This is a genomic window from Mycobacterium sp. 852002-50816_SCH5313054-b, assembly GCF_001667185.1.
GTDB lineage: Bacteria > Actinomycetota > Actinomycetes > Mycobacteriales > Mycobacteriaceae > Mycobacterium.
Map to the genome: position 1 here is coordinate 18,540 of NZ_LZIC01000147.1, position 13,328 is coordinate 31,867.

Sequence of the window (13,328 nt, forward strand, 5' to 3'; positions counted from 1 at the left end):
CAGCGCCGTGCTCGACTCCGCGCACCTGGGTGACATCGAGGGCGCGTTCGGGCGCATCAAGCTCAGCGAGGTCGACCACCCGCGGACGTGGAAGACCCGGCTGCTGACACTGCTGGCCATCGTGGGCCCGGGCATCATCGTGATGGTCGGTGACAACGACGCGGGCGGGGTGGCCACCTACGCCCAGGCCGGCCAGAACTACGGCTACTCGCTGCTGTGGGTGCTGCTGCTGCTGATCCCGGTGCTCATCGTCAACCAGGAGATGGTGGTCCGGCTCGGCGCCGTCACCGGCGTCGGGCACGCCCGGTTGATCAACGAACGCTTCGGCCGCGGCTGGGGCTGGTTTTCGGTCGGTGACCTGTTTCTGCTCAATTTCTTGACGATCGTCACCGAGTTCATCGGCATCAGCCTGGCGGCCGCCTACATCGGCGTCTCCAAGTACGTCGTGGTGCCGATCTCGGCGGTCGCACTGGTCGCCATCATGGCGAGTGGCAGCTTCCGGCGTTGGGAGCGGGCCATGTTCGTCTTCATCGCCGTCACCCTGCTGCAGATCCCGATGCTGCTGATGTCGCATCCGCAATGGGCTAACGCGGCGAAATCGTTTGTAGTGCCCAGCATCTCGGGCGGCATGAGCTCGGACGCGGTGCTGCTGATCATCGCCATCGTGGGCACCACCGTGGCGCCCTGGCAGCTGTTCTTCCAGCAGTCCAACGTCGTCGACAAACGCATCACGCCGCGATTCATGGCATACGAGCGCGCCGACACCGTCATCGGGGCCTTCGTCGTGATCGTCGGCGCGGCCGCGCTGGTGATCACCGGCGAATGGGCGGGGCGCTCCACCGACACCGTGGGCGGCTTCACCGACGCCGGCGCCGTCGCCCACCTGCTCGGCCGGCACAGCGACGTGCTCGGATCGATTTTCGCCATCGTGCTGATGGACGCGTCGATCATCGGCGCGGCGGCGGTGACGCTGGCCACCAGCTACGCCTTCGGCGACGTGTTCGGACTCAAGCACTCGCTGCACCGCGGTTTCGCCGACGCCAAGCAGTTCTACCTGTCCTACACCGCGATGGTGGTGCTGGCCGCGGCCATCGTGCTGATCCCCGGCGCCCCCCTCGGCTTGATCACCACCGCGGTGCAGGCCCTGGCGGGCCTGCTGTTGCCCAGCGCCAGCGTGTTCCTCCTGCTGTTGTGCAACGACCGGGAAGTTTTGGGGCCCTGGATCAATCGGGCCTGGCTCAACTGGATCGCCGGCCTGATCGTCGGCACCCTGCTGCTGCTGTCGGGGATCCTGATGGCCACCACGTTGTTCCCCCACATCGACGTCGTCGCCGTCGCCGGTTACCTGACGCTGGCGCTGATTGCGCTCGCGGCGGCCGCGGTCCCGGCGCTGCGCTGGATGGCCCGCCGCCAGCCCGCGCCGCCGGCCGCGCCACCGCCGGCGCGTCCCGTCGACCGCGATACCTGGCGGATGCCGCCCCTGACGCTGCTGGAGCCGGTGACCTGGTCCCCCGGCACCCGGCTCGGCATGATCGCGCTGCGCAGCTACCTGGTCGTCGGCGCGCTGTTGCTGGTGGTCAAGGCCGTCCAGCTGGGCCGCTAACCTCCGCCAGTATTTGCCTCGCGACCGCAGCGGCGTGTTAGCTGAGTACTCATCAGCAAAGCGACGTGTGCGGCAAGTAGGAGGTTCGCAACGTGCTACGAGGAGTGCTCATCGCGGGAGCAATGGTTATCGGGGTAGCCGTCGCGCCCGTCGCCACGGCCGGCTCAAGCGTCTACTACCCGAATTGCCGGGCGGCGTGCGCCGCCGGTGTGGCTCCGATCTACGCAGGGCAGCCGGGTTACCGGGCCGGTCTGGACCGCAACGGCGACGGCATCGCCTGCGAAGTGTGCCACTGACTGCCCGACGCGACGTGGCACGGGCGCAATCGCTGGTCAGCAGGCACCTACTCGATACCGGAGAGTCGCTCTATCGCGTTCTTAACGAGGATGCGAATATTCATGTGCCATAAGGCTTTTAGCGCGTCGGTCGCTTAACGCGGATTTCGCGGCCGGACAACCGCAGGGCGGCTCGCCACGGCGGTAAACCCCTCGGTGTCGTCGAAGAACGCCCATTGGCCGTCGTCGTCGACCTCCATGCGCCAGCCCAGCTCGGAACTGCCGATGGAGCCGGTGAACCACGCGTGGGCGTCCTCCGCGCGGTCGAAATTCTTTGTCGCCACGACCTCGCCATGTGGATCGACAATTCGAAACGTGGCCATGAGAGGTGATTATCCCTCGCGCCGCGTTTTCAATCACGTGTGCGTTTGCTGTGACCCTTGTGCAATTTTGGACGACGCAGATCAGGACTCACATCGTGCGGGCCAGGCGGTCGGCGAGCAGCTCGGCGAAGCGCGCCGGATCCTCCAGCGCGCCGCCTTCCGCGAGAAGCGCCGTGCCGTAGAGCAGCTCGGCGGTCTCGGCGGCCACCGTGCGGGCCGCGTCGTCGTCCGCCTTCCGATGGGCGTCCCGCAGCCCGGTGACCAGCGGATGGTTCGGGTTGAGTTCGAGGGTCCGCTTGCCGATCGGAACATCCTGCCCGGTGGCGCGGTAGAGGCGCGCGAGTGTCGGGGTGATCCCGAAGGCGTCGGTGATCAGGCAGGCCGGCGACTCGGTCAGGCGGGTCGACAGCCGCACGTCCTTGACGTGATCGCTCAACGTCTCCTTCAGCCAGGCCAGCAGGTCGGCGAACTCCTTCTCCTGCTCCTCACGCTCGGCCTCGCTCTTGCCCTCCTCCGAGTCAAGGTCCACCTCGCCCCTGGCCACCGACTGCAGCGGTTTGCCGTCGAACTCGTCGACCACTCCGACCCATACCTCGTCGACCGGGTCGGTGAGCAGCAGCACCTCATAGCCCTTGGCCTTGAACGCCTCCAGATGCGGTGACTTCGTCAGCTGCTGGCGTGACTCGCCGGTGGCATAGAAGATCTGCTGCTGACCTTCCTTCATGCGCTCCACGTACTCGGCCAGTGTGGTGGGCTCCTCCTCGTTGTGGGTGGAGGCGAACGAGGAGATCTGCAGCAACATCTCCTTGTTGTCGGCGTCGGACAGCAGGCCCTCCTTGATGGCCCTGCCGAACTGGATCCACACGGTGCGGTAGTCGTCCGGCCGCTCGGACTGCAGCTCCTTGATCGTGGCGAGCACCTTCTTGGTCAGCCGGCGGCGGATCGCCTTGATCTGCCGGTCCTGCTGCAGGATTTCGCGAGACACGTTGAGCGACAGGTCCTGTGCGTCGACGACACCCTTGACGAAGCGCAGGTATTTCGGCAGCAGCTGGTCGCAATCGCCCATGATGAATACGCGCTTGACGTACAACTGGATCCCAACGTGGGAGTCCCGGTCGAACAGGTCGAACGGCGCGTGCGACGGGATAAACAGCAACGCCTGGTACTCGAAGGTGCCCTCGGCTTTCATGGCGATCACTTCGAGCGGGTCGTCCCACGCGTGCGCGATGTGCTTGTAGAACTCCTTGTACTCCTCGTCGGAGACCTCGTCCTTTGGCCTGGCCCACAGCGCCTTCATCGAGTTGAGGGTCTCGGTCTCGACGGTGACGGTCTCCTCGCCACCGGCCCCTTCTTCTTCCAAGGCGGGGGTACGTGTCTCGACCTCCATCCGGATGGGCCAGGCGATGAAGTCGGAGTACCTCTTGACCAGGTGCCTGATCTTCCACTCCGCGGTGTAGTCGTGCAGGTCGTCCTCGGCGTCTTCGGGCTTGAGGTGCAGGGTGACAGCGGTGCCCTGGGGGGCGCCCTCGACCGATTCGATGGTGTAGGTGCCCTCGCCGCTCGACTCCCATCGGGTGGCTTCGCTCTCGCCGGCCTTCTTCGTCAGCAGCTCGACCTTGTCGGCGACCATGAAGCTCGAGTAGAAGCCGATGCCGAACTGGCCGATCAGTTCCTCGGAGGCCGCCGCGTTCTTGGCCTCCCGGAGCTGCTGGCGCAGCTCGGCGGTGCCGGACTTGGCCAGCGTGCCGATCAGGTCCACCACCTCGTCGCGCGTCATCCCGATGCCGTTGTCGCGAATGGTCAGCGTCCGGGCGCTCTTGTCGACGTCGATCTCGATGTGCAGGTCGGAGGTGTCGACGTCGAGGTCCTTGTTGCGAAACGCTTCCAGCCGCAGCTTGTCCAGCGCGTCGGAGGCGTTCGAGATCAACTCCCGCAGAAACGAATCCTTATTGGAGTAGACCGAGTGAACCATCAGATCCAGCAGCTGGCGGGCCTCGGCCTGAAACTCCAACTGCTCGACACGTGCGCTCATGACATTCCCTACATTCCCGTCCCAGCAATGACGTTTCAAACTTACCGAGATGCGCATGGCCGACGCACAGGGGCTGGCCCTACCCTGAACCCATGACCGTTGCTCAACGCGAACGTGCCGCCCTCGTGGACACCATGCGCGCCGTCGGGCCGGATGCCCCCACCCTGTGCGAAGGCTGGACGACCCGAGACCTGGCCGCGCACCTGGTGATTCGGGAGTACCGTCCCGACGCCGCACCGGGGATCATGATCCCGTTCTTCGCCGCCCATACCGCCAAGGTGCAGGACGAGGTGGCCGGGAAGAACGATTGGGACGAGCTGTTGGGCAAGGTCGCGTCCGGTCCGCCGGTCTACTCGCCGTTCAAGCTGGTCGACCCGGTGGCCAACGTCGCCGAGATGTTCATCCACCACGAGGACGTGCGCCGCGCGCAGCCGGACTGGGAGCCGCGGGTGCTCGAACAAGGGCTGTGCCGGTCGCTGCGCCGCACGCTGTCGCTGATGGCCCGGCTGACGCTGGCGAAGGTACCCGGGCGGGTGGCACTGCGCATCCCGGAGGGCAAGACGGTGCTGACCGCCGGCTCCGGCAAGTTTCATGGCACCACGGTCGTGGTGACCGGTGCGCCCGAGGAGCTGCTGCTGTTCTCCGTCGGGCGGCAGGCGCGCGTCGAGTTCGACGGCGATGCCGCCGCGGTGCAGGCGGTGCGCGATGCACCGAAGGGGTTGTAGGCGCCGGTCTCAGCCCCCGCAGCCCCATCTAGCAGGTGCCACCCGAATCGAAAACTTGATAGCGCATGCGGTATCAAATCTGTCGCTGACATCCCCGGCGCCTACACTGTGCGCACTGGGCAGGCGGGAGCCGCGGATGAATCGCTGGGGTGATCAACTCATCGTTGCTGGTCAGTCATGAGCGGGGCGCTGTATCTGATCACTGGCGCCGGTGGCGGCACCGGTGGGGTGAGCCGGCTGGTGATCGAGCAGCTGCGTGGGCAGGGCGAACGGGTGCGCGCACTGGTTCACCGCGACGATGCGCGGGCCGACCCCTTGCGCGACCTCGGCGCCGAGGTGGTGGTCGGCGATCTGACCGATCCGCAGAACGTCGTCGACGCCATGAGCGGAGTCGACCGGATGTTCTTCTCCATGAGCGTCTCTCCGGACTACCTGCAGGCCACCGTGGTGGTGTGCGATGCGGCATTGGATTCGGGTCGGCTTGAGGTCCTCGTGAATATGTCGCAGATGACGGTTTCGCAGATGACACTGACCAGCACCGGGGAATCGCGTCAGCACCGGTTGCACTACCTCGCCGAGCACGTCCTGAACTGGTCGGCGGTCCCGGTCGTTCATGTCAGACCGACTGCGTTCCTTGACAATCCGATCTTCACGCTGTTAGCGGTTCCGTCGTTGCGAGAGCGAAACGTTTTGACGCTGCCTTTTGGCCGTGGCCGGACGTCGCCGATCGCCGCCACTGACGTAGCGCGCGTCGTCGCAACCGTACTGGCGGATCCGGCGGAGCGCATCGGCCACGTCTACGAATTGACTGGGCCGGAAAGCCTGGACATCGCGGGACTCGCCGCGCAGTATGCCCGCGGACTGTGCCGACCCATCACCGGAACTGATGTCGCGCATGACGTGTGGGTCGAGGACGTCCTCAAGCCGCTGGGCTTACCCGCCCACCTCCAGCAGCACCTCGCCACGATGGCGCAACTGCATCGCGCGGGCCGGTATGACCGCGCGACCGACGATGTGGAGAAGATAACGGGGACGCCGGCTTTGACTGTCGGGCAATATATCGCCGAGAACCCGCAGCTCTTTTCGTGAGGCGGCGTGCCGATGTTCAGCCGAAGGTCGCGCGCAGGTCCTTCTTGATCACCTTCCCGAATTGGTTGCGCGGCAGCGCACCGACGATCACCAGGCGCTCGGGGTGTTTGTAGCGGCTCATTCCCTGCGAACGGCAGTGCTGCACTAGGGCTTCCAGCGAGACATTCGCACCCGGCGCGGGCACCACTACCGCGCACACCCGCTCGCCGGTGCGCGGGTCGGGTACTCCGATGACCGCGACGTCGGCGACACCGGGATGGGTGGCCAGGGCGTTCTCCACTTCGAGGGCCGAGACGTTTTCGGCGTTGCGGATGATGGCGTCCTTGATCCGGCCCGTGACGCGGACGTTGCCGTCGGCGTCGATCGTTCCGAGATCGCCGGTGCGCAGCCAGCCGTCCGCGTCGAACGCGGCGGCGTCGAGGGCGGGGTCGGCGTACCCGAGGAAGCATTGCGGTCCCTTGAGCCGCAGCTCGCCCTCCTGCCCCGCCGGCAGTTCCCTTTCCCCGTTGCCGACCACTCGGACGCTGACGCCGGGTCCCGGCGTGCCCACGGTGTGATCGAGCACCTCCGGCGCGGCGGTGAGCGACGGCGAGGTGGCCACCGGGAATTCGGTGAGTCCCCACGCGTTGGCGATCCCGGGTACGCCGAAGGTTTCGCGAACCTGATGTCCCAATTCGGCGGTGATCGGTGCCCCGCCGGCCAGGCCGCCCCGCACGGACGGGAACAGCGACTCATCCCCGTGGCGCCGTTGGGCCTCGAGGAACGCCAGGAAGAAGGGCGTCGCCATGCCCAGGAAGGTCGGGTTGTGCGCCGCGATCGACAGCGGCGTGGTGGCCGGGTCGAATACCTCGAACAGCGCCAACCGCATCCCGGTCAACAGGGCCGCGGCCAGCATCACCGCGCCACCGATGTGGGCGATGGGAAAGGCGACGGGATCCACATCGCTGCCGGCGATTCCCATCTTGTCCACCAGGCCGGCCGCGGGGGCCATCACCGACGCGTCGGTATGGCGAATCCCTTTGGGAGACGCGGTGGTCCCCGACGAGTAGTAGATCCACCGCGTGTCCCTGGTGGGCCCCGGCGCCGCCCCGAGGGCATCGGCACCGGCGCGCGGTAGCCGAATCTCACCGCCCGCCGGCGGCGTCGCCAGGTCGACGGCGATGACCTCGAAGCCCCGCTGCGCGGCCAGCGCGCGCGCCAGCCCACCGTAATCGAATCCGTGCCAAAACTCAGGCACCACAAGGAATTCCGACGACAGCTGGGCGGTGATGAACCCTACCTCGTGCTCGCGCAGTATCGGGATGATCGGGTTTTGGACCGCGCCGAGTCGCGCCAGCGCCGCCATGACGACAGCGGCTTCGATCGTGGTCGGCAGCTGCCACGACACGAGGGTTCCGGCGCCTATCCCCCGCTGGGCGAACGCTGCGGCCGTCGCGCACGCCGCGTCGTGAAATTGGCGCGCCGTCAGGCTGCGTCCATGCTCGTCGGCGAGCAGCGGCTGGTCCGACCCGCGCTGCGCCGCTTCGACAATCAGACCCCAATAGGCGGCGTCGCCCCCAACCGTCATCCGGCCGGCGGCTTGGAGATCGGACGGAATCCGGAGTGCGCGATCGCGACGGACACGGAGCTGCCGATGGGGCCCGTCCGGTCGACCAGAACGGCCGAGCCCGTGGCCACCCCGTCGTGGCTGTAATGGGTGAGCGAGGACAGCCCGATGTATGGCCCGTGCGGCAACCGGGTCAGCGTGAGGGTGTAGTCGACATTGATGAACTGCAAACCGTTTGTGCCCCAATTGGCGAGCGAGGCCGTGATGTCGGCACCCATCGCCGCGCGGGTGAACGCGCTGAGCGGTTCGCCGTCGATCAGCGAGCGCGTCTCATACAACCAGGTGTGTTTCGGCCCGAAGGTACCCGCCCAGTCGGGGTCGGGATTCTGAATGTCGGTGCCCCAGCCGTAGGTCCGCATGAAAAGCGACGGTTGGGCCTCGTCGTCGATGGGAAGCGGCGGCATCTGGACCGCCGGCGACCACACGTCCCCCTCGGGTTGCGGCCCGCGCCGCAGAAACAGCGCGCTGCCCCGTGCGACGGGGGCGCCGCGCTGGGTGAGAACGGCCTCGACGAGCCGCAATCGCCGGCGGTCGTGGTGCACCTGCGTGTGCACCTCGATCGGTTCCAGCGCGGTGGGTGCGGGCAGGTCAACGGTCAGGCGTGCGGGTTGCAGTTCCGGGTCGTCGACGGCGCGTTCGACCGCCCAACCCAGCAGGCCGCCCACCACGTGCCCGCTGAGCGACGGGCCCCAGCCGCCGCGCGCGATTTCGTTTGGCACGAAACGGCTTTCGTCGCGCAGAAAGTAGGGCATCTGCGCGGCCGCAGCCACGGCATCCGGCACGGTCTTTGTCTCGGTCAATGCACGACTCTTTCGGGTGGGGATGGCAACGGTAGATATTACAGTTTCCGTTCCAGTCCCGGTTCCCGGCGGCGGTCGCCGAGACGATCAGGCGATCGCCGCGCCCACCAGATGACCGATCGCGTAGGTCACCGCCAACGCGAGCACGCCGCCGATGACATTGCGAAGCACCGCCCGGCCTGGCGGTGCACCACCCAATCCCGCCGACACGGCCCCGGTGAGCACCAGGGCCAGGAGGACGGCCACGACGGTGGCCGGGATCCGCCACGCCACAGGCGGCGCCAGGATCACGATCAACGGCAACAACGCGCCGACCGTGAACGACAGCGCCGAGGATATCGCCGCCTGCCACGGATTGGTCAGCTCGTCGGGATCGATACCCAGCTCGACCTCGGCATGGGCGAGGAAGGGATTGTGGTCGGTGAGCTCTTCGGCCACGGTGCGCGCGGTCGCCGGCGACAGGCCCTTGCCTTCGTACAGCGTGGCGAGCTCGTCCAATTCCGCGGCCGGGTCGTCGCGCAACTCCTGAAGTTCCTTGGTCAACAGCGCCTGCTCGGTGTCGCGCTGGGTGCTGACCGAGACGTATTCGCCCAGGGCCATCGACACGGCGCCGGCCGCCAGCCCGGCGATTCCGGCGGTCAGGATCGGTCCCCGGGCCACCGTCGCCGCCGCGACACCCACGACGATGCCCGCCGTCGAGACGATGCCGTCGTTGGCACCGAGCACTCCAGCGCGCAGCCAGTTGAGCTTCGAGGAGACCGATCCCACATGGGGTTCGGCCGGATGGGAGGTTTCGGCCACGACCGCCAGGATATACGGTGAAATGGCTTCCGACCAGCAAATATAGGCTTGCCAAAGCGAGAGCAGGCTTGCCTTATCCAGGGTGTTCGGTGGCCTGCCGCCGGCCAAAAGTTGCGCATGGGCCTGTCACAGCTGCTCCATAGACGCGCTATCTAGCGTGAGGGTTGTTGGGGGGTTCTAGGAACTCACTTATGGACAGGTGAAGGACTATGAAATTAAAGCAATTGATCGCGGGGGGAACCATCGCCGGCGCCCTGGGTGCCGCGGCATTGGGCATGGGCGCCGGTTCGGCGTTCGCCGCTCCAGGACCGCCACCGGCTCCCGGTAACCACGGCGCCCCGGCGCCCGGGGATCACCACCCGGCCGGGCCGAATGACCCGGGCGGACCGGGCGGCCCAGGCGGCCCGGGCAATCCTGGTGGGCCTCCGGGTGGCCCCGGCGGACCCGGTCATCCCGGTGGACAGGACGGTCCCGGCGGGCCCGGCGGCCCGGGTGGACCCCCGCCCGACCATCCCGGCGGTCCCGGTGGCCCCGGCGGTCCCGATCATCCCGGCGGTCCTGGTGGCCCCGGCGGACCGGGCGGGCCATGGCACGGCGATCCGCAGCGCGGCTACTTCCACGGCGCCCCGTGGGGCGACGGGCCCGGCCCGTGGGGCTACGGTGCACCGCCGCGGCCGGCGTGGGATCGGCCACTTCCCCCGCCCGGCGTGCCGTGGGGGTATGGCCCCATCAACTACTACGGATACAACGAGACCCCCGTGTGGGATCCCGGATTCAACCAGTGGGGCTTCTGGTTCTTCGGGGTCTGGATCCCGCTGTAAGAAGCCAACCCGCTCGATGCCCGCCTCACCGGCAGGTGAGGCGGGTGTCGGCGGGATCGGGTGTGCCTAGGCCACTTTGGGCTTGATCTCCTCGATCACCCACTGGGCGTAGTCGAGATATTCGTCGACGCCGCGCACGGCGGGAACCGGCACCGCACTGAAGGTCACCCCCTGCTCGGCGAGCCCATTCAGGCGATCGATGATCTCCTGGGCGCTCATGCCGGGGCGTGCGTGCGGATCCTTGACCACGCGATGCCCCTCGCCGACACGGTTGGTGCCCAGCCCGTGCATGACCTCGAATGGGCGCCCGTCGTAGGTGGGTTGGCTCTTGATGAACTCGACACGCTCGGCGATCTTGTCCGGCGGGGTCAAAAGCGGCCACCAGCCCGAGGCGAATCGCGCCGCGCGCCGGAGGGCGGCGTCGGCGTCGCCTCCGACCCAGACCGGCAGATGGGGCTTCTGAATGGGTTTGGGCTCGAAGACCATGTCGCGGAACGAGACGTAGCGGCCCTCGAAACGAGGTGATTCGCTGGTCCACAGTTCGATGATCGCCTCGAGATACTCGTCGGCGATGCCACCGCGCTCGCGGAACGGCACGCCGAGGAAGTCGAATTCGCGTTCCAGCCAACCGACTCCGAAGGTGACCATCATGCGCCCGCCGCTCATCCAGTCGGCCGTCGCCAGCGCCTTGGCGAGCACGATCGGATGCTGCAGCGGCAGCACCGTGACACACGAATTCAGCCGGATCTTCTCGGTGGCGCCGGCGATGTAGGCCTGCGCAACGGTCGACTGTAGGTAATGCGGACCGGACAGTTCCACGTGGTCGGTGGGGATGACGAAATGCTCGGGGATCGCGATCATGTCGTAGCCCATCGCGTCGGCGCGCTTGACCATTCGGGTTTGGTCAGCGCCGGTGACGCCCGCTTCCCAGGGCTGAGTGATTGCCTTGAGACGCAGCATGTGCGGTAGGGGGAAGGCGAATTTCACGTGGTTTCCTCGCCTCCTCAGGACGGGCTAGCTTTTGGTGCCGACGGTGATCAGGTCCGACACGATCCGGGTCCAGATCGGCCGCGGAATGCGGTGCTGATCGCTGACCGTGAACCCGGCGCCTTCGAACAGGCTCCGCATCTCGGCCGGCGACGCGTTGTGCTGCGGCTTCCACCGGTTGCTCGCGGGCGCCTGCAGCATCGATTGCCGGGTGCTCAGAGCGGCGACGGCGGCCAGCCCGCCCGGCGCCAGCACGCGGTGAAACTCCCGCAAGGCCGCTGGCTGGTCGAAGAAATGGAAGGCCGAGGTCGTCACGACGGCGTCGAGCGCCCCGTCGTCGAACGGCAGCTGCTCGGCCGGGCCGCGCAACCACTGCACCCGGTCGGACCTGGCACGAGCCTGGGCGAGCATGCCGTCGGACATGTCGACGCCGCAGATCTCGTCGGGATCCAGTTCGCGCTCGATCCGATCGCTGAGAATTCCGGTGCCGCAAGCGATGTCAGCGATCTTGCGTGCGCCGTGGGCGCGCAGCTGCGCGATCACCTCGTCGTGCGGCGGGCGGTACACCCACTGCTGAAGAAACGGGAGGTCATAGGCCGGTGCGAGGAAGCTCCACATCCGGGTGACCGCGTCGTTGAGACCGCGGCGTTGCGCTGCCGTCATCCGCCCAGTATGGACGCGTAATAGATCGTGTCCGCCACCGACACCGAGTCGTTGGTCTGTGGGATCGCCGCGAGACCGATCTCGACCAGCAACTGGCTCATCGGGGTGCCGGTGGTGCGCCACCCCAGACCTTGCAGGTAGACCTCAACGTCGTTGCGCTCGCCCTCAAAGCCCAGATCTGCAAACTCCATGTCGAGCCCGTGCTCGCGCCATTTGGCGGCGGCAATGCGCATCATCTCTCGCGCGCGTTCGCGGTCCCGATCCGGCGTTTCCGGGACAGCCTCACAGGCCAGTCGGCTGCCGGCGGCGCTGAGCGCGGTGACGTTGTCGAGCAACCGGTCTTGAGCTTCCGGCGGCAGGTAGCCGAAGAGTCCCTCCGCGATCCACGCTGTGGGCCGGCTCGGGTCAAAACCGGCTTCCTGCAATGCCTTCGGCCAATCGTTGCGCAAATCTATTGCGACGGTCCGTAAGTCGGCCCTCGGGGTTACGCCCAGCCCGGCCAGGGTCGCGGCCTTGAACTCGATGACCTCCGGTTGGTCGATTTCGAAGAGGGTCAGGTCCGCCGGCCACGCCAGCCGGTAGGCACGCGCGTCGAGGCCCGACGCCAGGATCACGGCCTGGCGGATTCCGGCGTCAATTGAGTCCCGGAAGAACGAGTCGAAGAAGCGGGTGCGTGCGGCCATCGCGTCGGGCATGTGCTCGAGCTTCCAGGTCGACTCCTCATGATCGACATCGGCGGCGTTCAGGTCGCCGTTGACCCATCGCGTGAAGAACTCCACGCCGACCGCGCGGACCAGCGGTTCGGCGAACCGATCCTCGATCGGCGGGTTGTCGGCGTTGGTGGCGATCGCCCGGGCCGCCGCGACCATCGTGGCCGTCACTCCCACGCTGGTGGCCAGGTCCCAGGTGTCGTTTTCTGTGCGTGGCATGCGCCTGCTCTCCATGTCGAAATCAGCTTTATTTAGCTAGTATAACGACTGCTGGGTGGCGGCGCCGTTGCGCGCGTTCCGGGCACGTCAGAGTGCGCTGACGGCTTCGAGTGTGAGCCCGGGGCGCAATTTCGGCGGTCTATCCGCCCAGGCCTCACACGGGAAGCCCGGGACGCACACTCGTCAGGCGATTAGTGACGGCCGGGGCCGCCCGGGCCACCAGGTCCCCCCGGGCCGCCCGGCCCGGCGGGGCCTCCAGGGCCCCCCGGTCCCCCGGGGCCGCCGGGCCCATTTGCGGCGGGAAGCACGAACACGCATTGATTCAAGTCGACGCTCCACGCCCAACCGGGGGCGCACGGCGGAGGATCGTCCGCCCCGCTGACAGCTGGTTCGGCGATGGCGATGGCCGGCAATCCCGCCAACGCGAGCGCGAAAGCCCCTACCGCGCAACGTGTTCGACTACGCCTCGATCGGCTCGGTCTCGTTTTGTCCGCGCCCGCCGCGACTGCCTCGGTCATGTCGGTCCTCCTGCCGTACGCCTCGATGCCCGCTTAGTACTGATTTAAGCGCTGCGAGGGCCCGTTGACCGGCGTTTTTCCGATTTCGCCATCCAG

At 67.3% G+C, this 13,328-nt stretch carries 12 protein-coding genes and 1 pseudogene; 5 read left to right on the forward strand and 8 right to left on the reverse strand.

Translation table 11 applies throughout. The features are described 5' to 3' along the window. Positions 1 to 7: 7 nt before the first annotated feature. Positions 8 to 1,603, forward strand: a complete 1,596-nt coding sequence (locus A5787_RS26070) for an NRAMP family divalent metal transporter (RefSeq protein WP_197507419.1) — start codon at positions 8 to 10, stop codon at positions 1,601 to 1,603. A gap of 143 nt (positions 1,604 to 1,746) precedes the next feature. Then, positions 1,747 to 1,899: pseudogene (locus A5787_RS27120) on the forward strand (excalibur calcium-binding domain-containing protein); the annotation flags it as partial. A gap of 134 nt (positions 1,900 to 2,033) precedes the next feature. Here the strand turns inward: A5787_RS27120 and A5787_RS26075 are convergent. Beyond that, positions 2,034 to 2,261 (reverse strand): hypothetical protein, encoded by a 228-nt coding sequence (locus A5787_RS26075; protein ID WP_066972645.1) that lies wholly within the window; start codon positions 2,259 to 2,261, stop codon positions 2,034 to 2,036. A gap of 88 nt (positions 2,262 to 2,349) precedes the next feature. Further along, positions 2,350 to 4,293, reverse strand: coding sequence for a molecular chaperone HtpG (gene htpG, locus A5787_RS26080; protein ID WP_066972648.1), 1,944 nt, complete (start codon positions 4,291 to 4,293; stop codon positions 2,350 to 2,352). Positions 4,294 to 4,385: 92 nt separating this feature from the next. On the opposite strand from htpG, the gene A5787_RS26085 reads away from it, so the two are divergent. Together A5787_RS26085 and A5787_RS26090 are read left to right on the forward strand one after the other, a co-directional pair. Then, positions 4,386 to 5,018, forward strand: coding sequence for a TIGR03085 family metal-binding protein (locus A5787_RS26085; protein ID WP_066972651.1), 633 nt, complete (start codon positions 4,386 to 4,388; stop codon positions 5,016 to 5,018). Between the two features lie 177 nt (positions 5,019 to 5,195). Beyond that, a complete protein-coding gene (locus A5787_RS26090) occupies positions 5,196 to 6,107 on the forward strand; it encodes an NAD(P)H-binding protein (RefSeq protein WP_066972652.1) in 912 nt (303 codons plus the stop codon). A 16-nt stretch (positions 6,108 to 6,123) separates the two neighbouring features. Here the strand turns inward: A5787_RS26090 and A5787_RS26095 are convergent, their stop codons facing one another. The 3 genes from A5787_RS26095 to A5787_RS26105 form a co-directional block, all read right to left on the reverse strand. Further along, a complete protein-coding gene (locus A5787_RS26095) occupies positions 6,124 to 7,674 on the reverse strand; it encodes a class I adenylate-forming enzyme family protein (protein WP_066972655.1) in 1,551 nt (516 codons plus the stop codon). Beyond that, positions 7,671 to 8,465, reverse strand: a complete 795-nt coding sequence (locus A5787_RS26100) for an acyl-CoA thioesterase domain-containing protein (RefSeq protein ID WP_066972744.1) — start codon at positions 8,463 to 8,465, stop codon at positions 7,671 to 7,673. Before A5787_RS26100 ends, A5787_RS26095 begins: the two co-directional genes overlap by 4 nt. Before the next feature lie 135 nt (positions 8,466 to 8,600). After that, the gene (locus tag A5787_RS26105; protein ID WP_066972657.1) at positions 8,601 to 9,314 is read right to left on the reverse strand and encodes a VIT family protein; all 714 of its coding nucleotides are present in this window, start codon (positions 9,312 to 9,314) and stop codon (positions 8,601 to 8,603) included. 209 nt (positions 9,315 to 9,523) lie between these two features. Here A5787_RS26105 and A5787_RS26110 point away from each other — a divergent pair, with 209 nt between their 5' ends. Continuing rightward, positions 9,524 to 10,135: a chitin-binding protein gene (locus A5787_RS26110; RefSeq protein ID WP_066972660.1), complete on the forward strand. Its 612-nt coding sequence runs from the start codon at positions 9,524 to 9,526 to the stop codon at positions 10,133 to 10,135. A 66-nt stretch (positions 10,136 to 10,201) separates the two neighbouring features. Here A5787_RS26110 and A5787_RS26115 read toward each other — a convergent pair whose 3' ends face one another. From A5787_RS26115 to A5787_RS26125, 3 genes are read right to left on the reverse strand one after another with little or no spacing between them, the layout of a single operon-like run. After that, positions 10,202 to 11,122 (reverse strand): TIGR03619 family F420-dependent LLM class oxidoreductase, encoded by a 921-nt coding sequence (locus A5787_RS26115; RefSeq protein ID WP_066972662.1) that lies wholly within the window; start codon positions 11,120 to 11,122, stop codon positions 10,202 to 10,204. Positions 11,123 to 11,149: 27 nt separating this feature from the next. Further along, positions 11,150 to 11,785, reverse strand: coding sequence for a class I SAM-dependent methyltransferase (locus tag A5787_RS26120; protein WP_066972664.1), 636 nt, complete (start codon positions 11,783 to 11,785; stop codon positions 11,150 to 11,152). Next, positions 11,782 to 12,714, reverse strand: a complete 933-nt coding sequence (locus tag A5787_RS26125; protein ID WP_066972668.1) for an SAM-dependent methyltransferase — start codon at positions 12,712 to 12,714, stop codon at positions 11,782 to 11,784. The genes A5787_RS26120 and A5787_RS26125 overlap by 4 nt, the downstream gene beginning before the upstream one ends. Between the last annotated feature and the right edge of the window lie 614 nt (positions 12,715 to 13,328).

Coding starts and splice junctions, on each gene's coding strand:
- A5787_RS26075 (WP_066972645.1), bottom strand. CDS start 2,261: ATGGCCACGTTTCGAATTGTCGATCCACATGGCGAGGTCGTGGCGACA.
- htpG (WP_066972648.1), bottom strand. CDS start 4,293: ATGAGCGCACGTGTCGAGCAGTTGGAGTTTCAGGCCGAGGCCCGCCAG.
- A5787_RS26085 (WP_066972651.1), top strand. CDS start 4,386: ATGACCGTTGCTCAACGCGAACGTGCCGCCCTCGTGGACACCATGCGC.
- A5787_RS26090 (WP_066972652.1), top strand. CDS start 5,196: ATGAGCGGGGCGCTGTATCTGATCACTGGCGCCGGTGGCGGCACCGGT.
- A5787_RS26095 (WP_066972655.1), bottom strand. CDS start 7,674: ATGACGGTTGGGGGCGACGCCGCCTATTGGGGTCTGATTGTCGAAGCG.
- A5787_RS26100 (WP_066972744.1), bottom strand. CDS start 8,465: ATGCCCTACTTTCTGCGCGACGAAAGCCGTTTCGTGCCAAACGAAATC.
- A5787_RS26110 (WP_066972660.1), top strand. CDS start 9,524: ATGAAATTAAAGCAATTGATCGCGGGGGGAACCATCGCCGGCGCCCTG.
- A5787_RS26120 (WP_066972664.1), bottom strand. CDS start 11,785: ATGACGGCAGCGCAACGCCGCGGTCTCAACGACGCGGTCACCCGGATG.
- A5787_RS26125 (WP_066972668.1), bottom strand. CDS start 12,714: ATGCCACGCACAGAAAACGACACCTGGGACCTGGCCACCAGCGTGGGA.